Below are 21,493 nucleotides of genomic sequence, written 5' to 3'. Positions count from 1 at the left end.
GCCGCTTCCGAGAGATCGGGAGCGGCCTTCTGCGTTGCTGGGTGACTACGCCATGCGGAAACCGGTGATGCGGGGGCGAGGTGGACGAGGTTGCGCGATGCTGCGGTGAAGGCGTTTCCCCCCGAACTGGGCGCCGAGGTCGAGCAGGCCGTGCGACTGCTGGTGCCCTCCCGCTATGCGCCGGTGGACGGCTTTGACGTGTCGGTGCGGGGGCAGTGGTCGCAGATCCCGTACCGGATCTATGAGGACCCGCCCTCGTCTGGAGCGATGGACGACCTCGGCGAGGTAGCCCGGGTAATCTTGGACTGCCTGCTCACCCGCCATCAGAGTGGTTACGTACGCCAGCGGTACGTGGAGAAGGTGATCTCCACTGACGCTGACTGGGTTGTGCCGTTCGTCGTCACCTTGGTCGGCGAGTATGTCATCGAGATCATTGATGTGGTGCGAGTAGGACTTGCCGGAGTGGAGACTCCCGGTACCTGGCAACGACAGCGGTACGGGCGCTTCACGGCCGACAACCCGGACTTCATGGTTTTGACGCGGCAGCGTGCCGCCAGCTACTGGAGTTGCTACCACCGCTGGAGGTTTCCGGAGCTCAGCGGCTACCCGGGCGCGCAGGTGCTCGCGGCTCTTCGCTCAGCGGCCGCTGACCACATGTGAAGGCCGTTCCCCATATGTGGAAGCGGCCTTTTGCCGTATGCCCAGTTAACGTCCCGGAGATATGGTCCATCACTTCGGCCTCTTCCAGGAGCATCGGGCGGAGCTGCTTGGGGTAGACGGTCTCCGTCATAGAGGTGTTGCGGGCCGACCAGGCGGGAGATGTTCTCCGGGGAACCCCGGAGTCCGAGAGCAGTGAGACGAAGCTGTGCCGCAGCTCGCGAGGTGTCCAGTCCCTGGCGTTCAGGCCCGCTTTCTCGAGCACGGTTCGGAAGGAGCGCTGGACGTTGTGCGCGTCGAGCTCCGTCTTGGTCACGTCCAGCGAAGTGGTGTATGAGCTGACCTTCGCGTGATCCTGTTTCTGCAGGTTAAGCGGTAAGTGTCTGCGGTAGCGGTTTGTGGGCCGGTGTGTCGCCGGCAAGGACGCGCATCCGGCATTTGGCCAGGATGTCGAGCCCCATGGAGCGGCGGGCCTTGGTCCACTCATCGGTCTGCTCGGCCAAAACCGCACCGACGAGCCCGACGATCGCGGCCCGGTCCGGGAAGATCCCGACCACGTCGGTGCGGCGGCGGATCTCCTTGTTCAACCGCTCCTGCGGATTGTTCGACCAGACCTGCCGCCAGGTCTCCTTGGGAAAGGCGGCGAAGGCCAGCAGGTCTTCGCGGGCGGCTTCCAGGTGCTTACACGCGGCTGGATACTTCGCCGCCAAGGCATCAATCACCCAGGCATGCTGGGCGCGTACCTGCTCGGCGGTGGGCTGGTCGAAGATGGTGCGCACCAGGGTGGCCACCCATGGCTGCGCCGACTTGGGTACGGTCGTCAAGAGGTTGCGCAGGTAGTGGGTGCGGCATCTCTGCCAGGACGCGCCCGCCAAGGTCGCGCCGATCGCCTCGACCAGGCCAGGACGGGCGTCGGAGACGACCAGCTGCACCCCGCCCAGGCCGCGGGCACCAAGCCCCGCAGGAACGTCAGCCAGCCGGCGCCGTTCTCAGCCGAGGTGACCTCCAGCCCGAGGATCTCCCGGTTGCCGCCTGCGTTCACGGCCGTGGCGACCAGGACGCGCACGTTGACGATCCGCCCGCCTTCGCGGACCTTCTGGGTCAGGGCGTCCAGCCACACGAAGGCGTACGGCCCGCCGTCCAACGCGCGGGTGCGGAAGGCCTCCACCTGCTCGTCGAGCACCTTGGCCATCTGGGAGATCTGGCTTTTGGAGATGGTCTTGATGCCGAGCTGTTCGACGAGCTTGTCGGCCCGCCGGGTGGAGACGTCCAGCAGGTAGCTGGTGGCCACCACGCTGATCAGGGCCTGCTCGGCCCGCCGTCGACGCTCCAGCAGACAATCGGGGAAGTAGGAGCCCGAGCGGAGCTTGGGAATGGCGAGCTCCACGGTTCCGGCGCGGGTGTCCCAGCCGCGGGAGCGGTAGCCGTTGCGGCGGTTGGTGCGCTCGTCGGTCCGCTCGCCGTATCCGGCGCCGCACAGGCCGTCGGCCTCGGCCGACATCAACGCTTCGGCCATGGTCTTCACCATGGATCGCAACAGATCCGGATCGCCGGTCTCGATCTGCTTCGCCAGCCACTGCGCGGGCGTCACACTGTTGTCTGCGGCCATCGCCTGGTTCTCCTTCGAACTTGATCTTCGATACTCGAAGGATCACGCGATGACCGTCACCATTTCCTGGCGCCACTCTTGTGACCAGGTCAAACTCGTATACCACCTCCGTGGACGCAACCATGGCCACGGACGAGGCCCGGATAACCACGGACCGCCGGGGACTTTTTCCACGACGTCAGACGACGTCGGCCACTGTTCGGACCCCGGTGACTTGGCTTCGCATCGAAGGGTTAGGGGACGAGCCCCCATCTTGAAAACGTTCCTATTTTGGCGGGCTGGATGGTTAGGTCGGCCGATGGCTTGTCCGCCTTTTTGATTGTGTCGCCTCGGACCAGGTTATATGCCAGAAAACGTCCGTTGGTTTGTTTTATTGCGGATCGATTGGAAGGGGGTCCGTCGAAGCGGAGGCTCTTTTTGCTGTGGGGTGTTGGCGATGTTGGATAACCAGGAAGGTGAGGTGGCCGGCGTTGTGTTGCTTCAGTTTAATTAGGTTCCTGGGGTCTGCTCTGCGCCGTTTTACTAGGGGAACCCGAGCCCACTAATAACAGTACAGGATTCCGTTTTCCTCACGAGCCTCTAGATCGTTCCTTTGGTATTGCCAATTGCAGGCAGAGTCAGGGTTGACCTTCAACTGGCAATTCCAAGTATTGCCCGAAAGCGCCGCCTCGACGGTGGTGCTGGGTGAGTATTTATAGCGACAGTAACCTGCCATGTCGTTTATGCCGCCGATGGGACTGCTCTGGGGGTCCGTGCAAATCCCGCTGTTCGGGTTGGCGGATGTAAAGACGATAGAGAGATCGTTTCTCTTGTACTGCCAGTTGCACGCATCGGTAAGATCTACGTCAGACGAGCATAGATCCCTATTGTTTGTGTTGAAGTTAAGAGACTTGCAGTATCTCGCCACATCTATGCCGCCCGGAGAGGGTGATGGGAGAGCGTATCGGACACCTACAAAAAACCCGGTAAGGGGGAGTCCTAATATCAGTAAGATTGCAACAGTGGTCTTGAGCCATTTCGGCCAGCTCTTGATGAAATCGATCAGTTTTGTCACCAGGTCAATGCCGACGTTGAAGATGTTTACTTCCATTGCTTTACCCGATTCCAGAGAGATGCTTACAGGAATTTGTCGGCCTTCGGGTGGCGCTCGCGAACGGTCTGAGTCCGAATCCGTGCTACGCCTGGCGAACCTCTGTATGCGAACTTCGCCCGCATGAAATAGGTGGGGGAGTGTGAACCTCGGGCATTGATGAGCCTTGTCCCAGCGGGAACTATTCATAACATGAACGTCTAGACGCACACAAGGGTTTGCTTCGTCCGCATAAAAACAGCATGGAGTGAGGTGCGCTTCCGGGCGGTAAGCGCAGGCGCGAGGGGTGTGATTTGAAAATTGATCATGCCGGTGCGCTAGATGGGGCTGGCGGCTGCAAATGTCGCACTTATGGACCTTTGCTCTAATTTAGAGGATTTGCAACCTTCTAGCTGTTTTTGTCCACTAGTGATTATTGAGATTAGATCTCGAATGCTGCGTCATCGAGGGTGTTTTATGGTTATTTGATGCTTTGTGCTCTGAATATCGTGATTATGGGATATCTCAAAGGTGGTGGACTGGCCGCCCGAAATAGAGAACGGCGTGAGGAAATGTGGCTACGTGCGGCGGATATGTTCGCGGATGGAACGTCGCAGGCCCAGATAGCTCAAGATGTTGCAGGTCTCGCCGATGTCTGCCAACCGCTGGTATCGCGCCTGGCAGACAGGAGGAACCGCCGCCTTGGCCTCAAAGGGGGGCGGTCGGGTGGCCATGCCAGGTGACCGAGCAGCAGCGAAAGCGATTGGAGGCTGAACTGCACAGAGGACCGGTCGCGCACGGCTAGAGAGAAGATCAGCGAACGAGACCGGTCTACCTCTCGAACTGGCCTAACTCCAGAGATCTAATCTCAGTAGCGAGCCCTGGACAGGTGTGGCGGAGTCAGCGAACGTCCTCGCAACGGGTGAGCCGTCACCCGTGACGGGGGCGGTGGCCGATGACCGGGTCAGGCGTCGGGGTTGTCGAGGATGACGACGGGGGCGTTCTCCACAACCGGCAACTCACCGTCCAGGTCCATGCCGGTGGCCGCCTCGATGAAGGCGAACGCCGCACTGCGCTTACCGCGGTAGTCCTCCGGGCCGAGCGTGTCGAGCATGGCGCGGAAGTCGGTCAATGTGCTCGGATCACCCTCCTCAATGCGGTGCTCGGTGAAGACGAAGTCGCGCATTCGTGCCCTGATCTTGCCGTCGGCCGCGTAGAGGATCGTGTATCCCCCGTTGAAGTGCCAGGTCACCATCCATACGCGTGACTCCCTGCTGAGTTCGGTCAGGACGCGGTCGGACAGGCCGAAGCCGTAGGCGAGTTCGAGGAAGCCCCAGGTTCCTTCTCCCTCGGAGAGGAGGAGTACGGGGCGGCCTTCGTCCATGGCCTCTTCCCCGGGATGGTCCATGACGCGCTGCTCGGGGTCGCGACCTCCGTTCAGCCGCCGTAGAAGGTCATCCACCGTGATCTCTTCGTTGAGGGGCAGCACCACGGTCCAGGAGAGACCGTTCTCCAGCCACTGATGCCGCTCGAAGAAGCCACGGTAGTAATCGATCACATGATCATTGTGGTGGAGAACAAGGGTGTCTGCATGATCTGGTGTGCCGGGAGTACTGCCATTACTCTCGGCCGTCTGTGATCGTTTGACTCCTCCGGTCGCCCTCGGGCTGAGAACCGGCCACAAGGGACGGTGAGTGGTGTCTGATCTGGTGCGGCTGGACACGGACGGTTCCTATGCCTCTGCCGGCGGTCCAACCGCGCCGGGTATGGGTGACCCCTCGGTGGACGACCGATCTTTCCCCTCCGCTCGGTCCGGCTCCATGAAGCCGACAGCCGTATCGGCGCGACCGTCGTTCTTCCGTCGAAGTCTCCGGTGGGTCGTCGCACTGGCACTTCTGGGAGCGTTGGCCGTCGTCGTGTGGCCTTCCTTCGATCTGCTGGGGCATCACGACGACCCTGTCGGGGCGGCGGCAGTGGGGGAACTGGAAGGCAGGCCGGTCGCCGTAAGCGCCGGTAGTGGCCCCGACGACACCACCTTGCGGGTGTGGGACCTGACCACAGGCGATCCGATCGGCGAACCGATCGTCGCTCACCCGGAGGGCGTCGTGGCGATGGCACTCGGGAAAGTGGACGGCAGGCCGGTCGCCGTCACAGGCGGCTACGACAACACCGTACGGATCTGGGATCTGGCTACGCGCGGCCTCGTCGGTGAACCGATAAGGCTCGGCAACACCGAACGCGTCGATGCTCTTGCGGTCGGGGAGGTGAACGGTCGAGCCGTCGTCGTCGTTGCGGCGGGCTGGGGCGACTCCGGCTATGAACTGCCTGTGTGGGTGTGGGACCTGGCCACACACGAACCTTTCGGCGATCCGATGATCGGACACACCGACTTCGTCTCGACTGTGGCGCTCGGAGAGGTGAACGGTCGAGCGGTCGCCGTCACCGGCAGCGTTGACGGCACGATACGCATGTGGGACCTGACCACCCGCGAACAGATCGGCGATCCGATGACCAACGGCGCCGGCGTCGGGGATGTCGCGCTTGGCCGGGTGGACGGCAGACAGATCGCTGTCTCCAGCGACGATAAGGACGTTCGGGTGTGGGACCTGACCACCCACCGGCTCATCGGTGCACCGATGGCGGCCGGCCATGTCCATGGGGTCAGGACAGTGGTGGTCGAAGAGATCAACGGTCGGCCGGTGGCCCTCACCGGCGGTGGCGACGACGAAAACGGCGGCGGTGCCGTGCGGGTTTGGGATCTACGTACGCACAGACCGCTGGGCGAACGAATGAGATACGCCAACTGGGTCGGAGACGTAGCGGTCGGACATGTGGGTGGAAAAGCGGTCGCCGTCACCGGGGATGGCGACGGCGACGTGCGGGTGCGGGATCTGAGCGCCTACGCGAGATGAGTCACGTCTGTCGCAACGGGTGATCCCACACAGAGGTCTGTCTCACCGAGGACGACGGGCGCCCCTGGTTCCTCACGGCTGTCTCGGTTCGACGCGGTGTCCATCGCTCACGGAAGCCAGGGAGGCCCACCGACAGGTCGTCCGGGTGACCCGGCCTGAGGCTCAGCTGGATCTGGTGTCCACGACGCCGACGACGTCCGAGACCGCGATCGTGCCGTGCTCGGCGGTGTCCTGGTAATAGCGCGAGTCCGCGGATATGTCGCGGTTGTCACCCATGATCCAGAGTCGGCCCGGCGGTACGTCGAGCTCGAAGTCCGCGGCGGAGGCCGGATGTGCGGACACGTACGGCTCGGACAGCGAGCGTCCGTCGACCACCACCTTCCCGGTGGCGTCGCAGCAACTGACGGAGTTTCCGGGAGCGCCGATGATCCGCGCTATGCGGAAACCGGTGTCCGGCTGGGAACTCGGGTCGGTCCAGGACGCGGGTGGCCGGTAGAGGATGACCTCACCGGTCTTCGGAACGAAGTCTGCGCCGACCATGCGGGCGATGAAGTGCTGACCTTTCTTGATGGTGGGCTCCATCGCGGCACTTCCGGTTCGGAAGCCTCTTCTTCCCGTGATGTCCTCCACCATCCCGCAGGCGGTCGTGGGGAGGATGAGTAACACCACGAGTAGGGCCCTCAGTCCTTTGAATACCACCCGGGCATTATCCGAGTCACATGCAGTTCTGAACTGGCGATTCTTGTCACGATCTCATTCCGCCTCCACGGCGCGTGTTTCGTTCCCAGAGGGAGACCCGGAACACGGGCTTCGGTCCCAGGTTATGGATACGTCGCCGCCAGGCGGAAAGAGGTGCCTTGTGAATGTTCAGGACCTGAAACTGTAGGCGCGTTCGACCCGGGCGATCTGAACGTCGTAGTACTCGTACCAGCGCTCGCGTCCGAGTCGTTGCGCCTCCAGGTGCTCGACGTCCGCCTTCCAGCCGGCGATCGACTCGGCGTCGGCGTAGTAGATCACCGTCAGTTCGTGGCCGTCGGCTCTGGCGACGGACTCACGGCCCAGATAGCCCGGCCACTTGGTGCCGAGCTCGACCATCCGGGCCGCCATCTCGTCATACCCCTCCAGGCCGGTGTCCTTCAGCTTCTGGGTGATGATCACCGCGTAGTAGGGGGGTGTAATAGGCGTCATGCGTCTATGCTACTGACAATTCCGTTTTGGCGCGCTTGATATCAGAGAGGGTCCCGCTCGCCGGAGTTGCTTTCTGCCGGGCCGAATGCCCCTGCTGGGGGATATGGCGCCGCCGAACGGAATCGTGCGATCACCGACCGTTATAATTCCATTCGGGCGTTCCTTGCTTCGTCGACCGTCCTGGTTCTTGTGGTGCTGCCCGGTCCGCGGAACGGCTGGGAAAAGCCCGCTGTTGTCAGGGCGAATGCGGCGCCGGCAGTACGGACAGTTCGCAGGCGTAGGCGTCGGGGGGCGCGTTCAGAACCCAGACGATCATCGCGGCCAGAGACCGCGGCTGGATGCACAGTCCGGGGTCGTACGGGCGCCCGAAGGCGTGCCTGACCTCTCCGAGCAGGTCGGTCGCCGTTCCCCCGGGAAAGACCGTGGTGACACGCACCCCGTGGGCCGCCTCCTCCGCGCGCAGCGACTCGGCCAGTTCCCGCAGCGCCGCCTTGCTGGCGACGAAGGCCGACCAGCGGGGGACCGCCGTCATCCCGGGCGAGGCGTTGACGAAGATCACGTGACCTCCGGACCGACGCAACGCGGGCAGCGTCAGCCGTACGAGCTCGGCGGCCGAGGCCACGTTCACCGCCAGGGTCCGCCGCCACGTCTCAGGGTCGCTCTCGGCGACGGCCTCGACGGGGGAGACGCCCGCGCAGTGCACCAGCGCCTGTATGTCCTCCAGCCCTTCCAGCGCGGCGGCCAGGGTGGCGGGTTCGGCCAGGTCGGCCTCGATGCCACGGACGTCGAGCCGCCCGACGTCACGGCCCACGGCGATCACCCGATGTCCCGCCTCGGTGAGCGCGTCGACCAGCACCCTCCCGATCCCACCCGTGGCCCCGGTCACCAGTACGTTCACGATGCCAGCCCATGGGCGAGGTCGAGCAGGTGTGACAGGCGCAGGACCCGGCCGCCGCTTCCCGGAAGCGGGACATGGAGGGGCTCGGTCCAGCGAGTCGGGATCGCGGCCAACCCGTGGACGGCCCCGGCCAGGCCGCCGGTGACCGCGGCGACGGTGTCGGTGTCGCCGCCCAGGTCGATCGCGGCGCGGACCGCGTCCTCGTAGCCCCGGGTGGTGCGCAGAGCCCATGCCGCCGAACCGAGGCAGGCCCAGACGGCGCCGTTGGACTCGGTGGCCTGGCTGGGATGCCAGTCCGGCGCCAGGACGACGGCGTATCGCTCCCGGTGGTCGGGGTGAACGGCGGAGAGGGTCAGGGAAAGGGAGTCCAACGGGTCGACACCGCTCAAGGCGGCGCGGACCAGGTCGTGGAAGATCGCGGTGCCCTCCCAGGCCGCGGGGTCGCCGTGGGTGAGGGCGGCGATGCGGCGGGCGGCGTCCATGGTGACGTGCCGTCCCTTGGGGGCGAAGTACACCGCTGAAGGGGTGGCCCGCATCAGTGAGCCGTTGCCCGCGGCGCGGTGACTGCTGCGGTAGTGGGCGACGGCGGCCTGATCCCAGGGCAGGCCACGCGTCAGGACGTCCTCGGTCTGCAGCCCGATGTCCTTGGGGTCGTCGGCCGCCCAGCGCAGGAAACGCGTGAAGATGTCCGGCAGGTCCAGGCCGCCGCGTTCCAGAAGCGACTCGGCGACGTGAACAGCCATTTGTGTGTCATCGGTGGCCTCCCCGGCATTCCAACCACCGCCTTCGCTCATCTCGTCTCCAGAGCCAGGCGCCGGAAAGCGGGCGGAGAACGCACCTGGTGGACCGAACTCGAAAGGCGCGCCCAGAGCGTCACCGACCGCCGAACCGACGACCGCCCCGGCGGCACGCTCCAAGTGATCCACAACAGCAGGGTACTGACCGGCCCGGTGGACCGCGTTAGTCTCATTTGCAGACGACTCGAATGGAGGCGGTGTGGAGGTTGATCCGCACGTCCACGTCGGGCGGCAGGTGTTGCGGGCCGGTGCCGACTTTCGCAATGTGATCGTTTCGTCGTTCGGGCTCGTGCCCGACAGTCCGAGCGTCGTCACCACCGGGTGCGGGCTTCAGGTGCTCTACGCGATGACCTCGCTCCGCCCGGAGAGCGTCACCTGTCTGCCGTGCCGGGAGCACGCGCACCGGGAGTGTCTCGGCTTCGCCGAGCAGGTGGAGCGCCTGAGCCGGATGCCCGGCGCGCCCGTCCCCGGCGACCAGGCGGCCGAGGCCGCACGATGGGCCCGGGACCTCGCACGGCGGTTCTCCAGCTGAGTCACAGCGGTTCTCCGGTTGAGTCACGGCGGTTCTCCGCTGAGCCATGGCGGCTCCGTGCCGAGTCGCGGAGGTTCTCCCGCCGGGTCGCAGTGGCCCTCCGGCCGGGTACGGTGACCGCGCGCCAGGACGGGTGTCCTCCGCGCGGACGGCCGGAAAGCACCTCGAACCGATCGGCCGGGCGACGGATCCCGCGGCCCGGCTCCATCTGTCTCTGAGCAAGGATCTGCCTCCGAGCAAGGCGGGTACGGCGACCGCGCCTGCTCCGAGCGGGGTGATCACGGCGGGCGCGCGTCGGCCCTCCGCCGCACCGGACGGCGAGCGCATCCTCACCTGGCGGCGGAGGTACGACCTGGAGAAGCTGCCCGGGCGTCTCATCGTGGTTTCGCCGGCGCCTACCGCTCGGCCCCAGGGGCATGCTCGCCTCCTCACGTGACCGGAGGACGCCGAAGGTTGTCGGGATCGTGGGGGTTGGGCATGTAACGCTTCTTTTGCCTTCTTCCAAGCACTGACGTGTTCGGGAGGACGACGAAGGGAGCGCGGCCAGTGCGCCTCAAACACACGGGATCGGTGGAGATCTCCACCGATCCCGAGGCTTTCGAAGCCTTCTACAGGCGCCACGTCGAAGCGGTCACGCGATTCATGGCCCGCAGGGTGGACGATCCGCACACGGTCGCCGACCTGGTCGCGGAGGTCTTCGTCGCGGTGCTCGACTCGGCGCACACCTACCGCTCTGGCCTGGGCAGTGAGATCGGCTGGCTGTACGGCGTGGCGCGCAACACCCTGTCCGCGGAGCGGCGGCGGACGGCGAGCGAGCTGCGTCTCACCAGCAGGATCAGCGGACGGCGGCTCCTCGACGCGGACGACCTGCTGCGGCTTGAGGAACGTCTGGACGCGGAGAGCCCGGCCCGGCGGGCCTTCGAGGCCATGGCCGGTCTGCCGGAGAGCGAACGCGCCGTCCTGGAACTGGTCGTCGTCGACCAGCTCTCCATCCCTGAGGCGGCGACCGCGCTCGGCATCCGGCAGGGGACCGCCAGGGTCCGGCTGTACCGCGCCCGCCGCGCACTGCGCCACGCTCCCGGCGTCACCTCCCCCACGGTCATGGAAGGACTCCGATGAATTTCGAGGAGAGACTGCTCATGGAACTCAAGACAGAGATGAGCGAGCGGATGGCGCGGGGGCCCGTCCGCAGGCCCATGCGCCGACGGCTGCTGACGGGGGTGGCGGTGGCGGGCCTGGCCGCCGCGGCGCTGGTGGCCGTACCGATGGTCATGGGGACGGAGAGCTCGGCGTACGCGCTGACCGAGAACCCGGACGGATCCATCACGTTGAAGATCAACGAGTTCCGGAACCCGGACCAGGTCGAGCGGGACCTCGCCGATCTGGGCGTGAAGGCGGACGTCTCCTACGTCCGACCCGGCAAGAGGTGCGCCCCGGGGCGGTTCACCACCATCGATGAGCCGTCCTTCACCCCCGAGGAGCTACGGAGCAAGGACCCCGGGGTCAGGAAGCGGGTCCTGGAGGCGATGGAGGGCACGCCCTCACGTCAGGCGTACGACACCGTGCCGGGGGGCGGCCTGAAGATCTACCCGGAGAAGATCAAGCCGAACTGGACCGTGGTCATGGAGTTCACCGAGAACGATGACCAGACCTCGGGTCCGGAGAAGCCGAGGGCGCTGTGGCAGTTCCTCTTCCAGGTCACCGACGGCCCCGTCAAGCCCTGTGTGGTCATCGACGATCCGTCCTGGGACGTGATCGGCCCCGAGGGGCTCCCGCCCGCGGGGAGCTGATCCCCGGGCAGGGCGGGCCACCGCGGAGCACGGAACTCACCGGCGAAGTTCGTTAGGTAGCGCCACTATCGAACGTTGGATAACATCACTATCCAAGGAAGGTGAGTTCTATGACCGTGATCGTTCTTTTCGTGGCCACGCTGTGCTTCCGTCTGTCGGGGGCGGTGTTCGGCGTGGCGCGCTTCGCCACCTGGAGGATGAGCGCCGCCTGCGGGCTGGCCGTCATGCTGGTCATGACGGCCAGTGCCCATTTCGTCCCGTCGAGCGTGACGTTCATGCCGAACCACGCCGACATGGTGGCGATGGTTCCGCCGTTCGTCCCGCTGCCCGCCTTCGTGGTCTACCTGACCGGGGTCCTGGAACTGGCCGGGGCGGTCGGGCTGGTGCTTCCCGCCACCCGGCGGGCGGCCGGGATCTGCCTGGCACTGCTGTTCGTGCTCATGCTCCCGGCCAACGTCTACGCCGTGCTGGCCGGGACGACCCTCGGAGGGGAGCCCGCGGCACCGCTGTGGCAGCGGGTCCCCGAGCAGATCCTCTACATCGGCGTCGCGCTGTGGGCCGCGGGCGTCGCGGCGCGCAGGACGCGTGAGCCCTCCGCCGTGCGTTGATCAGCGCGCGACCCTGGTGCCGCCGAAGATGAGGCCCTGGGGCATCGGGCTGGTCAGGAACGCGTGCGGGAAGCCGAGCTCGACGGCACTGGCCTCGCCGAGGGCGGTCACCTCGTCCTCGGTGAGGCGCAGTTCAAGGGCGCCCAGGTTGTCCTCAAGCTGCTTGAGGGTCCTGGCTCCGACGATCGAGGACGTGACCGCCGGGTTGAGCAGCGTCCAGGCGAGCGCGACCTGCGCGGGCGTGGCGCCCCTGCCCGCGGCGACCTCCTTGACCACGTCGGCGATGGCGAGACCACGCTCGGTCAGGGAGCCGTTGGACACCGCGATGTCCTTCCGCGTCCCCTCGGCGGTGGCCGACACCGCCCCGGTCTCCAGATCGGCGCGGGTGTACTTGCCGGTCAGCACGCCACTGCCGAGCGGGGACCAGGGGATCACCCCGAGCCCCATCTCACGCGCCATCGGGATGAGGTCACGCTCGACGGTCCGCTCGATCAGGCTGTACTCGATCTGCAGCGCGATCAGCGGGCTCCACCCACGCAGGTCGGCGATCGCCTGCATGCGTGAGACCTGCCAGGCGGGGGTGTCGGAGATGCCGACGTATAGCACCTTGCCCGCCCTGACCAGGTCGTCCATGGCGCGCAGCACCTCCTCGACCGGGGTGGTGCCGTCCCAGGCGTGCAGGTAGAGCAGGTCGATGTAGTCGGTGTTCAGCCTGCGCAGGCTCGCCTCGACCGAGTCGATCATGCTCTTGCGGTGGTTGCCGCCCGAGTTCGGGTCGCCGGGGCGGGTGGCCAGCGTGTACTTCGTGGCGAGCACCAGACGTTCGCGGCGGCCGTGCGCGAACTCGCCGAGCAACCGCTCCGCCGTACCGTTGGTGTACTGGTTGGCGGTGTCGACGAAGTTGCCGCCCCGGTCGAGATAGGCGTCGAAGATCTGCCGGGCCTCGTCCTTGTCCGATCCCCAGCCCCAGTCGGACCCGAAGGTCATGGTGCCCAGGGAGAGAGGGGAGACACGCAGGCCGGAACGGCCGAGCAGCCGGTAGAGGTCGAGGGAGACGGGTTCGGACACGATGGCCTCCTGTGTGCCGGATTCGTTTCTCCCATGCTGGAACGATCACGTACGGCCAACCAGTGAAGGTCCTTCCTGGGACTGGCTCTCCCAGGCAACCGGAGGCCTTCGCCCGCCCAACGGCGACATCGGCGTCGAGGCCCGGGGACCGGCTCTTCCAGGGGGCCGGAGGTAGGATCGAGACGGTGAACGGCAACGCGTACGTGACCAACGAGCTGGCGGTGTTCCTGCGCACCCGCCGTGAACGGCTGGCACCCGACGACCTCGCGCTTCCGCGAAGCGGACGTTCGCGCCGCACTCCCGGCCTCAGGCGCGAGGAGGTCGCCGAGCTGGCCGGGGTGAGCGTCGACTACGTGATCCGCCTTGAGCAGGGGCGGGGGCTGCGCCCCTCGCCGGAGGTGCTGGACGGCCTGGCCAGGGCGCTGCGGCTGAGCGACGACGAGCGGGCCTACCTGTTCGACCTGGTCGGGCAGCGGGCGGTGACCCGGGTTCCGCCGTCGAGGCAGGTTCCCCCGCCGGTCGCCCGGCTGGTCCACGACCTGTCGCCACTGCCGTGCATGCTGCTCGACCACCGGTTCGACATTCTCGCCTGGAACCGTGAGATGGCCGCGCTGATGCTGGACTTCGGCGCCGTGCCCGCCCGGCAGCGCAACTCGCTCTGGCTCTGCTTCGTCCACCCCGGGCTGCACGACTTCTACCGTGACCGTGAGCGGGTGATGCGCGAGGGCATCGCCGACCTGCGCGCGGCGTGGGCCGCCCACACCGACGACGCCGCGCTGGGCGACCTGGTCACCGAGTTGCAGGAGCAGAGCGAGGAGTTCGTCCGTCTGTGGGCGCTCCGTGATGTGAAGGTGAACGGCCGGGGCCGTAAGCCGCTCATGCATCCCAGGGTGGGGCCGCTCACCGTCGACTTCGAGGTGCTGAACCCGTTGCAGGACCCCGGTCACCGGCTCGTCATCTACCGGGCCTCCGACGCGGCCTCGCAGGCCGCCCTGGACGCCATCGCCCGCGAGGCCGAGGACGGCCGGCGCACGCTCCACCGGGCCGTCGGGTAGGACCCTCGAAGGCCGCGGGTTCAGCGAGCGGGAGGCGTGACGAACTCGGGCTGGTCGAGCAGGCGCAGCCAGCTCCCGTCGGGCTGGCGCCGTACGACCTGGGCCCGGGCGCCCGAGCCGTCCTTCGGCGGGGTGGAGGTGAGGGCGATGTCGTCGCTCACCAGGGTCGGCAGCGGTTCCTCCGCCTCGAAGCGCGGCCGGTTGGCCAGGACCTTCTCCCACAGCACGCGGATCGCCTCCCGGCCGACGGTCCGGCCGCCGGGCGGGTAGGCGAGGACCGCTTTCTCCTCGTAGAGGGCGGCGACCCCGGCCGCGTCACCGGCGTTGGACCGCTCGACGAACAGCCGGGTGATGTCCTCGGGGCGCATGGCCTTCTCGTACTCCGTCATGGGGTCCTCCTGGTCGTCGGTTCGGACGTTCTCCAGTCTTGTCACCCCCTTTTCAGAAGTCCAACAGATTGTTCTTCTCGTAACTAGAATCCATGCTTATGGAACTGAGGCAGCTGGAGTACTTCGTCGCGGTCGCCGAGGAGCGCAACTTCACCCGGGCGGCCGAGCGGGTCCGCATCAGCCAGTCCGGGGTCAGCGCCCAGATCCGGCAGCTCGAACGGGAGGTCGGGGCGGAGCTGTTCGACCGCTCGGCGCGCGTCGTGACCCTCACGGTCGCGGGTAAGGCCGCCCTCGGGCACGCCCGCGCGGCGCTCGCCGGGGCCGCCGCGTTCGGCCGGGCGGTGGGGGAGGTGACCGGCCTGGTCAGGGGGCGCCTCACAGTCGGAATGGTCGTCGGTTGCACCGTCACGCCGCTCTTCGACGCCCTGGCGGCCTTCCACCGGGCCCATCCCGGGGTGGAGATCTCACTGTTCGAGGCAGGTTCCGACCGGCTCGTCGAGGAGGTGCGCGCGGGCACCGCCGACCTGGCCCTCGCCGGCAGCGCGGGCACGACCCCCGAGGGGTTGGAGGCGTTGACGGTCGTCAGGGAGGGACTCGTCGCGGCCGTGCCGTACGGTCACCCGCTGGCGGAGCGGCCGAGTGTCACCCTGCGGGACCTGACCGCCCACCCGATCGTGTGCATGCCGCCGGGCACGGGGTTGCGCACGGTGTTCGACCGGGCCTGCGCCGCCCGCGACCTCACCCCGGTGGTCGCGTTGCAGGCCAGTGCCGCCGACGCCGTGGCCGACCTCGCCGCCCGCGGCCTGGCGGTCGCGGTCCTCAGCGACTCGATGGCCGCCTGGCACCGCGACCGGCTCGCGGCCCTCACGATCGAGGACGCCGAGGTGCCCGCGCTGCTCGCGCTGGTCTGGCGGGACACGCACAACCCCGCCGTGCGTGAGCTGCTCGCGTACGGCAGGCGGGCGTTCGCCGGCGTGGACCCCTCGCAGGACGGGGACTGACCGCCGTCAGGGCCTCACGTGTGCGGGCACCGGCGCTGGCTCCACGCCTTGGACTTCGCGATGGCGCCCAGGTCGAGCTGGGCCCAGAGCGCGCGCTCGGCTCTGGTGGCTCCGACCTCCGGGATCAGCCGTTCCGGGTGGCCGGGCGGCGGGCCGAAGGGCGACGGGCAGCGGTCGCAGGGCTCGGCGGGCGGGGCGTAGGCCTCACGCGGGATGTGCCAGTGCATCGAGGCGAGCGAAGGGCCGATGTGCTCCGCCACGTTGAAGGCCAGGCGCAGCAGCCTCCGGCTCAGCTTCCATGACGGCGCGGGTCTGTTCGGTCGCACGGCGATCGTCGCTCCTTGTCCGGCCCTGGTGTGGTGACGGAGATCATGCCCACGACGGCGGCACCTCCCACATCTTTCGTCCCGGCTGTCTTCGGAAGCGCCCGCGAACGTCGCGGGATACGACGCGTGCCATCGTGTTCCATGAACAGGGATCGTTTGGAACGAGCCCGTCAACGTCCCACAGAGGAGTCGACATATGTCCACAGACGCACCGACGCCGAAGAGCCGGAACGAGGCCGTCATCGAGGAGTTCCGCGCGAACAAGGGGAAGGTCGGAGGCTTCTTCGAGGGGGCCGACCTCCTTCTGCTCACCACGGTGGGGGCCAGGAGCGGCAGGCCGCACACGACCCCGGCGGTCTACGTCAGGGACGGTGACACGGTCGCCGTGGCCGCCTCCTACGCCGGGGCGCCGAAGCATCCGGCGTGGTACCACAACCTGGTGGCCAACCCGGAGGTGACCGTGGAGATCGGCGCGGAGAAGTATCAGGCGACCGCGGTTCCCGCCGAGGGCGCCGAGCGCGACCGGCTCTTCGCCCTGATGGTGGCGGAGAACCCGCGCTTCAACGACTACGCGGAGAAGACGACACGGGTCATCCCCATGGTCGTCCTGCGCGCTCACTGAGCTCACCGGGCAGGGCCGCCTTCTGTGAAAGGCGGCCCTGCGTCTCATGTGCGGGGGGAGTCGTCCAGGAACAGGGCCGCCAGCCGGGGCAGGCGGCGGCGCATCTCGGCGGGGTCGTCGAAGTCGAAGTCCTCGCCCATGTCCGGCTCGTCGAGTGGCTGCGGGTATCGCGTCCTCTGGGCCGCGAACAGGTCGTCACCGCCGGTGAGGCGCCTGTAGGCGTTGGCGGGCACGTAGACGAAGTCCTCGTAGAAGAGGTCCTCGCCGTCGCCCGCCAGGACGAGGGGAAGGTCCGCGAGGCGGTCCGGGCCGGTGAGGGCGATCCGGTGACACTCACGGCCCTGGGCGATGACGCCGGCCCGGAAGTCCATGAAGGAGTCGTCGCTGCAACCACCGCCGATCAGGTAGGCGGCGGCCCAGACGTCCCAGCGGTGGAGCGCCGCCCCGTGCTCGTCGTAGTGCTGGCTGTAGTCGACGACCGCCTCGGCCGGCATGTCCGCCAGGACCGTCTCCAGGGCCTCGTGGAGAGGGCCGCCCAGGGCACGGGCTCGTTCGATGGTCGCCCAGAAGTCGTCTTGGTCCATGGCTGGATGGTGCCAGAGGAGGCGGACGAAAAAGGGATCCATGGCGTCAACTTTGGGTTGACGACCACATGGCGTCAACCTATGGTTGACGCATGACGGATTCAGTTCGCATGACGAACCAGGTTCGCCTCGACGATCTGATCGAGGCCATCAAGAAGTCCCATTCGGACGCGCTCACGCAGCTCTCCGGGGCGGTCATCGTCGCCGACCACCTGGGTGAGCTGGCGGACCACCTGATCGGTCACTTCGTCGACCAGGCGAGGCGTTCCGGCGCCTCCTGGACGGACATCGGCAGAAGCATGGGGGTGACGAAGCAGGCGGTACAGAAGCGTTTCGTGGCCAAGGGCGACGCCTCCGGCGACCTCGGCCAGATGTTCGGCCGGTTCACCGATCGGGCGCGGAACGTCGTGATGGCCGCGCACAACGAGGCCCACGCCGCGAACAACGACGAGGTCCTCCCCGAGCACCTGGTGCTGGGCCTGCTGGCCGAGCCCCAGGGGCTGGCGGTCAAGGCGATCGGCAGGCAGGGGGTCACGCCGGAGGCCCTCAGGCAGGCCGTGGTCGCCCTGCTGCCCGAGGCGGCGGCCGAGGTGCCGGACCTCATCCCGTACGAGGCGCGCTCGCGCAAGGTGCTGGAACTCACCCACCGGGAGGCCCTGCGCCTGGGGCACAACTACATCGGAACCGAGCACCTCCTGCTCGCCCTGCTCGAATTCGAGGACGGCCAGGGCGTGTTGTCGGGCCTGGGGATCGACAAGGCCGCCGCCGAGGCCAGCATCGGGGAGGACCTCGCAGCCTTCCTCGCCGCCCGGAAGGGCCAGGGCTGACCTCATCCTCCGGGGCGCCGCGGCTGTTCGACGGTCGCGGCGTTCCCCCTGGTGGGAACGCTGCCAAACCCCACCAATCACTCTGTTATCTAATCGTTGCGTGATCCGGTACGCATAACGCGGTTTTCGGTTGTCTCACATATGGAGCGCGCCAGTAGCTCAAACGGGCGCGGAAGCATGCATATGAGGAGCAGACCGTGAAGACCATCAGGCGGACGGCCCAGGCCTCGCTCGCCCTCGTGGCCCTCGCCGCCGTTGCGGCCTGCGCTGGGGAGGGCGGCTCGGCTGTACAGGCGGCGCCCGTGTCCGTGTCCAGCGCCGCATCGGCCGCGGACAAGGCGGCGGTTCCGCCTCCCGCGGCGGGTAAGGCCGCCAAGACCGCACGACGTGGCAAGCCCATACTCGGCATCGCCGACATCACGCCCATGGGGGAGAAGGTCGAGCGGATCGGCGTCGGCGCGCCGATCATCGTCACCTTCGACAGGGCGGTCGCCAAGCGGGCCGCGGCCGAGGCCGTCCTCCAGGTCCAGGCGGACAAGCCGGTCCAGGGCGCCTGGCGCTGGGTCTCCGACCGCAAGGTCATCTACCGCACCAAGACCTACTGGAAGCCGCACCAGAAGGTCCTCTTCACCGCCCGCCTGAGCCAGATCCCCGGCAACGAGGCGGCCAAGGACGTCAGCCGCCGCTTCGCGATCGGCACGGCCAACATCTCGACGGTGAGCACCACCAGGCACCTGATGAAGGTCTACCGGGACGGCAAGCTCGCCAAGACCATCCCGATCAGCGCGGGCCGGGGAGGCCTGGTCAAGAACGGGGTCGACGTCTACCTCACCACCAGTGGCGTCCACCTCACGATGGGCAAGAAGGCGGTCGAGACCATGACCTCCTCCTGGCTCGGCGTCACCGACCCCAAGGACCCGCGCTACTACAAGGAGGAGATCCCCTGGGCGGTGCGGATCTCCGACAGCGGTGAGTACGTCCACCAGAGCGCGGGCTACTACCAGTACCTCGGCCGCTCCAACCAGAGCCACGGTTGCGTGCGCGCCACGCCCGAGGGCGCCAAGTGGTTCTACGGCATCGCCCAGCGCGGTGACGTCGTGAAGATCGCCGGCACCAAGCGCAAGCTCGACTGGCGCAACGGCTGGGGCTTCTGGCAGCTCAGCTGGACCGAGTGGAAGAAGGGCAGCGCCCTGCCCGCGGCCGGGGTCCCCACGCCGACCCCCACGCCCAGCGCGCCCGCGACGCCCCCGGACACGGGTGAGGAGCAGGCGGGCCAGGAGAGCGGCGTCTGACACGCACCCCTTCCCGTACGGCGGGCCCGGTTCTCCACGACACGGAGAGCCGGGCCCGTCCGGTCAGGGAAGGTTGACGTACTGGCGAGGGCGCAGGGCGTGGTTGCGCAGGGCGGCCAGGGCGGCGGAACGGCCCGCGGGCGTCAGCCTGCCCCCGACCCTGAGCCCGAAGGCGTCCAGACGCCGCCCGAGTTCGGTCAGCGAGGCCTCGACCTCGGCCGCCTGCCATTTCTCGCAGTCGATCACCGCCGTGACGTGCTCGCGCTCGGCGGGGGAGCCGTCGACCAGCAGCATCAGCGCGACCTCCCGCGCCGAGGCGCCGAAGTCGTTCTCTCCCGGCACCGGCGTCAGCAACGCGGCCGCCGCGGACTCCCAGAGCAGGACGGGGTCGGCCAGCAGTCGCTGCCCGATCGAGGTGGTCACCAGGCGTCTGCCGACCCGGTGCAGCGCGCCCAGCTGGGTCTGCGCCATCTCCCTGGCCGCGGCCAGTTCCCCGGCGCTCCAGGTGCTCTCCGCGAGCACGGCGCGGGCCAGGTTGTGGCGCTGGGTCAGTGAGACGCCGCCGGGCCTGTCGCCCACCCTCAGCAGCCACCGCAGCGCTTCGAGGTGGTCCTTCTCCGGAGCGGGGATCGGGGCGTGCAGGCACACCTCGAAGGGCTGGGCGAGTTCGCGCCACGCGGTGCCCCTGCCCAGCACCCAGCGGTTGAGCCGTTCGCCCTGGACCCGGTGCAGCCAGTTGTCCCCGCCGAGTTCGGCGCGGGGCGTGGTGAGCCAGCGGCGGGTCAGCGCGATCCGCTCCCGCGAGTCGGGACTCAGCTGTCCCGAGACGATGGCCAGTTCGAGGGCGGCCGAGCAGGCGCCGTGCGCGCCCAGCTCCTCGGGACCCATGATCGAGCTCCACCGCAGCTCGGGGACGTCGGGCGGGAGCACGCCGGTGGCGTCGAGCGCGCTCTGGTAGGCGGCCATCCCGGCCTCCTCACCGGCGTGGGCGTAGACGCGCAGAATCCTGGTGGTGGTGGGGGAGACGCAGATCGCGGCGTAACGTTCGAGACCGCCCAGGCGCAGCAGGCGGCTCAGGGCATGGGCGATCGCGGCCCGGTCACCGCGGGCCTTGGTCGGCAGCGTGTACCAGAGGAACTCGCACACGTTGAGCTCGGTGATCGTCTCCAACGGCTCGCCGCCGGTCAGCCAGTCGACCGCGTTACGGGCGCGCTCGGCGCAGTCGGGCTCGGACCGCTCAAGCTCGGACAGAAGCGCGGCCACGTCCGGTGCAGGCATGCTTCGAAGTCTGCCGTATGCGGGCCTGCCCTGACGATGAACGTGACGTAATGGATCGCGCACGTCGCCTACCCTAGGAAATCGGTGCTAAGCGGATCGTGAGCCGGAGCTCAGATCCACCCCTTCTTGAAGAGCATGCGGGAACTCCAATCCGCGTAGGGAATGATCTCGGCGGTCAGCACCGGATAGAGCCACCAGAAGTTGATGATCGAGATCACCGTGAACGCGCCGACCACCACGGAGCCGAGCAGCCGCCGCGACGGTATGGCGTCCGCGGGGCCGATGATCAGCCCGGCCGCCAGGGTGATGGCCAGGACCATGAACGGCACCATGGGAATGGCGTAGAACATGAACATGGTGCGGTGGTCGGCCAGCGCCCAGTAGAACCAGGGCAGCCAGCCCGCGGCGTAGCCGAGCAGGACGGCTCCGGCCCGCCAGTCCCTGGTGGCCACATACCAGGCGATCATGGCGACCAGGGCGGCGAGCCCGCCGTACCAGATGACCGGGGTGCCGACGCCGAGGACGGCCTGTGAGCAGGTATCGGCTCCACAGGCGTTCTTGGGGCCCTCGTAGAAGAAGGCCACGGGGCGAAGCAGCAGCGGCCAGCTCCACGGCTCCGACTGGTAGTTGTGCGGGGTCGACAGGCCGGTGTGGAAGCTCAGCACCTGGAAGTGGTAGTTGAGCCACGACCGGATGGAGTCGAAGACGAAGAAGGCCGGTCCCTGTGAGGTGGCCTGCGCCCAGTTGCGGCCCCAGCCGGTGGCGCTGATGAACCACCCGGTCCAGGAGACCAGGTAGGTGAGGGCGGGCAGCAGGCCGACCGCTCCGAGCAGTGTCGGCAGGTCCTTGCCCAGCGCCCCGCTGTACGGCCTGCGCAGCCCCACGGCGCGGCGGGCTCCCGCGTCCCACAGCAGTGTCATCACCGCGAAGGCGATGAGGTAGAACACTCCCGACCACTTCACCGCGCAGGCGGCGCCCAGGAGCACTCCGG

23 protein-coding genes and 1 pseudogene are annotated in these 21,493 nt (G+C 67.6%); 11 read left to right on the top strand and 13 right to left on the bottom strand.

Annotated elements, in window-relative coordinates:
• Positions 1-90 precede the first annotated feature (90 nt).
• Positions 91-660 (top strand): hypothetical protein, encoded by a 570-nt coding sequence (locus ACFOYY_RS35920; RefSeq protein ID WP_386195690.1) that lies wholly within the window; start codon positions 91-93, stop codon positions 658-660.
• 365 nt (positions 661-1,025) lie between these two features.
• On the opposite strand, the pseudogene ACFOYY_RS35915 reads toward ACFOYY_RS35920, so the two are convergent.
• From ACFOYY_RS35915 to ACFOYY_RS35905, 3 genes and pseudogenes are all read right to left on the bottom strand, one after another.
• Positions 1,026-2,266 (bottom strand): annotated as a pseudogene (locus tag ACFOYY_RS35915) (IS256 family transposase).
• Positions 2,267-2,807: 541 nt separating this feature from the next.
• A complete protein-coding gene (locus ACFOYY_RS35910; protein WP_352014177.1) occupies positions 2,808-3,356 on the bottom strand; it encodes a hypothetical protein in 549 nt (182 codons plus the stop codon).
• A 943-nt stretch (positions 3,357-4,299) separates the two neighbouring features.
• Complete coding sequence (locus ACFOYY_RS35905) at positions 4,300-4,893, bottom strand: hypothetical protein (RefSeq protein ID WP_386195688.1); 594 nt, start codon at positions 4,891-4,893, stop codon at positions 4,300-4,302.
• Between the two features lie 139 nt (positions 4,894-5,032).
• Between ACFOYY_RS35905 and ACFOYY_RS35900 the strand changes: the two genes are divergently transcribed.
• Positions 5,033-6,247, top strand: coding sequence for a WD40 repeat domain-containing protein (locus tag ACFOYY_RS35900; RefSeq protein WP_386195686.1), 1,215 nt, complete (start codon positions 5,033-5,035; stop codon positions 6,245-6,247).
• A gap of 162 nt (positions 6,248-6,409) precedes the next feature.
• On the opposite strand, the gene lepB is transcribed toward ACFOYY_RS35900, so the two are convergent.
• The 4 genes from lepB to ACFOYY_RS35880 form a co-directional block, all read right to left on the bottom strand.
• Positions 6,410-6,880, bottom strand: coding sequence for a signal peptidase I (lepB, locus tag ACFOYY_RS35895; protein ID WP_386195876.1), 471 nt, complete (start codon positions 6,878-6,880; stop codon positions 6,410-6,412).
• 234 nt (positions 6,881-7,114) lie between these two features.
• On the bottom strand, positions 7,115-7,435 hold the full coding sequence (locus tag ACFOYY_RS35890) for an antibiotic biosynthesis monooxygenase family protein (RefSeq protein ID WP_352014174.1): 321 nt from the start codon (positions 7,433-7,435) through the stop codon (positions 7,115-7,117).
• 235 nt (positions 7,436-7,670) lie between these two features.
• Positions 7,671-8,333, bottom strand: a complete 663-nt coding sequence (locus ACFOYY_RS35885) for an SDR family NAD(P)-dependent oxidoreductase (RefSeq protein ID WP_352014173.1) — start codon at positions 8,331-8,333, stop codon at positions 7,671-7,673.
• Positions 8,330-9,259, bottom strand: coding sequence for an ADP-ribosylglycohydrolase family protein (locus ACFOYY_RS35880; protein WP_386195683.1), 930 nt, complete (start codon positions 9,257-9,259; stop codon positions 8,330-8,332). The genes ACFOYY_RS35885 and ACFOYY_RS35880 overlap by 4 nt, the downstream gene beginning before the upstream one ends.
• A gap of 70 nt (positions 9,260-9,329) precedes the next feature.
• Here ACFOYY_RS35880 and ACFOYY_RS35875 point away from each other — a divergent pair, with 70 nt between their 5' ends.
• The 4 genes from ACFOYY_RS35875 (at position 9,330) to ACFOYY_RS35860 (ending at position 12,060) form a co-directional block, all read left to right on the top strand.
• A complete protein-coding gene (locus ACFOYY_RS35875) occupies positions 9,330-9,662 on the top strand; it encodes a hypothetical protein (RefSeq protein ID WP_386195681.1) in 333 nt (110 codons plus the stop codon).
• A 546-nt stretch (positions 9,663-10,208) separates the two neighbouring features.
• On the top strand, positions 10,209-10,781 hold the full coding sequence (locus ACFOYY_RS35870; protein WP_352014170.1) for an RNA polymerase sigma factor: 573 nt from the start codon (positions 10,209-10,211) through the stop codon (positions 10,779-10,781).
• A gap of 20 nt (positions 10,782-10,801) precedes the next feature.
• On the top strand, positions 10,802-11,452 hold the full coding sequence (locus tag ACFOYY_RS35865; protein WP_352014169.1) for a hypothetical protein: 651 nt from the start codon (positions 10,802-10,804) through the stop codon (positions 11,450-11,452).
• A gap of 110 nt (positions 11,453-11,562) precedes the next feature.
• Entirely contained in the window at positions 11,563-12,060 is a 498-nt protein-coding gene (locus tag ACFOYY_RS35860) for a DoxX family protein (RefSeq protein ID WP_386195678.1), read from the top strand.
• On the opposite strand, the gene ACFOYY_RS35855 is transcribed toward ACFOYY_RS35860, so the two are convergent.
• The gene (locus ACFOYY_RS35855; RefSeq protein WP_352014167.1) at positions 12,061-13,128 is read right to left on the bottom strand and encodes an aldo/keto reductase; all 1,068 of its coding nucleotides are present in this window, start codon (positions 13,126-13,128) and stop codon (positions 12,061-12,063) included. It lies immediately after the preceding gene.
• A 185-nt stretch (positions 13,129-13,313) separates the two neighbouring features.
• Between ACFOYY_RS35855 and ACFOYY_RS35850 the strand changes: the two genes are divergently transcribed.
• Positions 13,314-14,183, top strand: coding sequence for a helix-turn-helix transcriptional regulator (locus ACFOYY_RS35850; RefSeq protein ID WP_352014166.1), 870 nt, complete (start codon positions 13,314-13,316; stop codon positions 14,181-14,183).
• A 20-nt stretch (positions 14,184-14,203) separates the two neighbouring features.
• On the opposite strand, the gene ACFOYY_RS35845 is transcribed toward ACFOYY_RS35850, so the two are convergent.
• Complete coding sequence (locus ACFOYY_RS35845; protein WP_386195675.1) at positions 14,204-14,572, bottom strand: YybH family protein; 369 nt, start codon at positions 14,570-14,572, stop codon at positions 14,204-14,206.
• Positions 14,573-14,670: 98 nt separating this feature from the next.
• Here ACFOYY_RS35845 and ACFOYY_RS35840 point away from each other — a divergent pair, with 98 nt between their 5' ends.
• On the top strand, positions 14,671-15,573 hold the full coding sequence (locus tag ACFOYY_RS35840) for a LysR family transcriptional regulator (RefSeq protein WP_386195673.1): 903 nt from the start codon (positions 14,671-14,673) through the stop codon (positions 15,571-15,573).
• Positions 15,574-15,587: 14 nt separating this feature from the next.
• Here ACFOYY_RS35840 and ACFOYY_RS35835 read toward each other — a convergent pair whose 3' ends face one another.
• Positions 15,588-15,899 carry a DUF6059 family protein gene (locus ACFOYY_RS35835; protein ID WP_386195671.1) on the bottom strand — a complete coding sequence of 104 codons (312 nt, stop codon included), beginning with the start codon at positions 15,897-15,899 and terminating at the stop codon, positions 15,588-15,590.
• A gap of 196 nt (positions 15,900-16,095) precedes the next feature.
• Here ACFOYY_RS35835 and ACFOYY_RS35830 point away from each other — a divergent pair, with 196 nt between their 5' ends.
• Positions 16,096-16,521 carry a nitroreductase family deazaflavin-dependent oxidoreductase gene (locus tag ACFOYY_RS35830; protein WP_362918661.1) on the top strand — a complete coding sequence of 142 codons (426 nt, stop codon included), beginning with the start codon at positions 16,096-16,098 and terminating at the stop codon, positions 16,519-16,521.
• A gap of 44 nt (positions 16,522-16,565) precedes the next feature.
• Here the strand turns inward: ACFOYY_RS35830 and ACFOYY_RS35825 are convergent, their stop codons facing one another.
• On the bottom strand, positions 16,566-17,105 hold the full coding sequence (locus ACFOYY_RS35825) for a DUF4240 domain-containing protein (protein WP_386195669.1): 540 nt from the start codon (positions 17,103-17,105) through the stop codon (positions 16,566-16,568).
• A 92-nt stretch (positions 17,106-17,197) separates the two neighbouring features.
• Here ACFOYY_RS35825 and ACFOYY_RS35820 point away from each other — a divergent pair, with 92 nt between their 5' ends.
• Both ACFOYY_RS35820 and ACFOYY_RS35815 read left to right on the top strand, forming a co-directional pair.
• The gene (locus ACFOYY_RS35820; protein WP_386195666.1) at positions 17,198-17,932 is read left to right on the top strand and encodes a Clp protease N-terminal domain-containing protein; all 735 of its coding nucleotides are present in this window, start codon (positions 17,198-17,200) and stop codon (positions 17,930-17,932) included.
• Between the two features lie 197 nt (positions 17,933-18,129).
• Entirely contained in the window at positions 18,130-19,224 is a 1,095-nt protein-coding gene (locus ACFOYY_RS35815) for a L,D-transpeptidase (protein ID WP_386195664.1), read from the top strand.
• Between the two features lie 63 nt (positions 19,225-19,287).
• Here ACFOYY_RS35815 and ACFOYY_RS35810 read toward each other — a convergent pair whose 3' ends face one another.
• Both ACFOYY_RS35810 and ACFOYY_RS35805 read right to left on the bottom strand, forming a co-directional pair.
• Positions 19,288-20,502, bottom strand: coding sequence for a hypothetical protein (locus ACFOYY_RS35810; protein ID WP_352014158.1), 1,215 nt, complete (start codon positions 20,500-20,502; stop codon positions 19,288-19,290).
• A gap of 110 nt (positions 20,503-20,612) precedes the next feature.
• Positions 20,613-21,493: dolichyl-phosphate-mannose--protein mannosyltransferase (locus ACFOYY_RS35805; protein WP_386195662.1), on the bottom strand; the 881-nt coding region annotated here is incomplete at its 5' end.

The organism is Streptosporangium jomthongense, from assembly GCF_042650425.1.
Taxonomy (GTDB): domain Bacteria; phylum Actinomycetota; class Actinomycetes; order Streptosporangiales; family Streptosporangiaceae; genus Streptosporangium.
Note: the sequence above shows the minus strand (reverse complement) of the source record. Positions and strands in the feature narration are given on the sequence as shown.

What these genes read in the sequence shown, in the direction of transcription:
- ACFOYY_RS35865 (WP_352014169.1), top strand. Translation starts at nt 10,802, where the DNA reads ATGGAACTCAAGACAGAGATGAGCGAGCGGATGGCGCGGGGGCCCGTC.
- ACFOYY_RS35845 (WP_386195675.1), bottom strand. Translation starts at nt 14,572, where the DNA reads ATGACGGAGTACGAGAAGGCCATGCGCCCCGAGGACATCACCCGGCTG.
- ACFOYY_RS35825 (WP_386195669.1), bottom strand. Translation starts at nt 17,105, where the DNA reads ATGGACCAAGACGACTTCTGGGCGACCATCGAACGAGCCCGTGCCCTG.
- ACFOYY_RS35830 (WP_362918661.1), top strand. Translation starts at nt 16,096, where the DNA reads ATGTCCACAGACGCACCGACGCCGAAGAGCCGGAACGAGGCCGTCATC.
- ACFOYY_RS35840 (WP_386195673.1), top strand. Translation starts at nt 14,671, where the DNA reads ATGGAACTGAGGCAGCTGGAGTACTTCGTCGCGGTCGCCGAGGAGCGC.
- ACFOYY_RS35860 (WP_386195678.1), top strand. Translation starts at nt 11,563, where the DNA reads ATGACCGTGATCGTTCTTTTCGTGGCCACGCTGTGCTTCCGTCTGTCG.
- ACFOYY_RS35810 (WP_352014158.1), bottom strand. Translation starts at nt 20,502, where the DNA reads ATGCCTGCACCGGACGTGGCCGCGCTTCTGTCCGAGCTTGAGCGGTCC.
- ACFOYY_RS35820 (WP_386195666.1), top strand. Translation starts at nt 17,198, where the DNA reads ATGACGGATTCAGTTCGCATGACGAACCAGGTTCGCCTCGACGATCTG.
- lepB (WP_386195876.1), bottom strand. Translation starts at nt 6,880, where the DNA reads ATGGTGGAGGACATCACGGGAAGAAGAGGCTTCCGAACCGGAAGTGCC.
- ACFOYY_RS35890 (WP_352014174.1), bottom strand. Translation starts at nt 7,435, where the DNA reads ATGACGCCTATTACACCCCCCTACTACGCGGTGATCATCACCCAGAAG.
- ACFOYY_RS35910 (WP_352014177.1), bottom strand. Translation starts at nt 3,356, where the DNA reads ATGGAAGTAAACATCTTCAACGTCGGCATTGACCTGGTGACAAAACTG.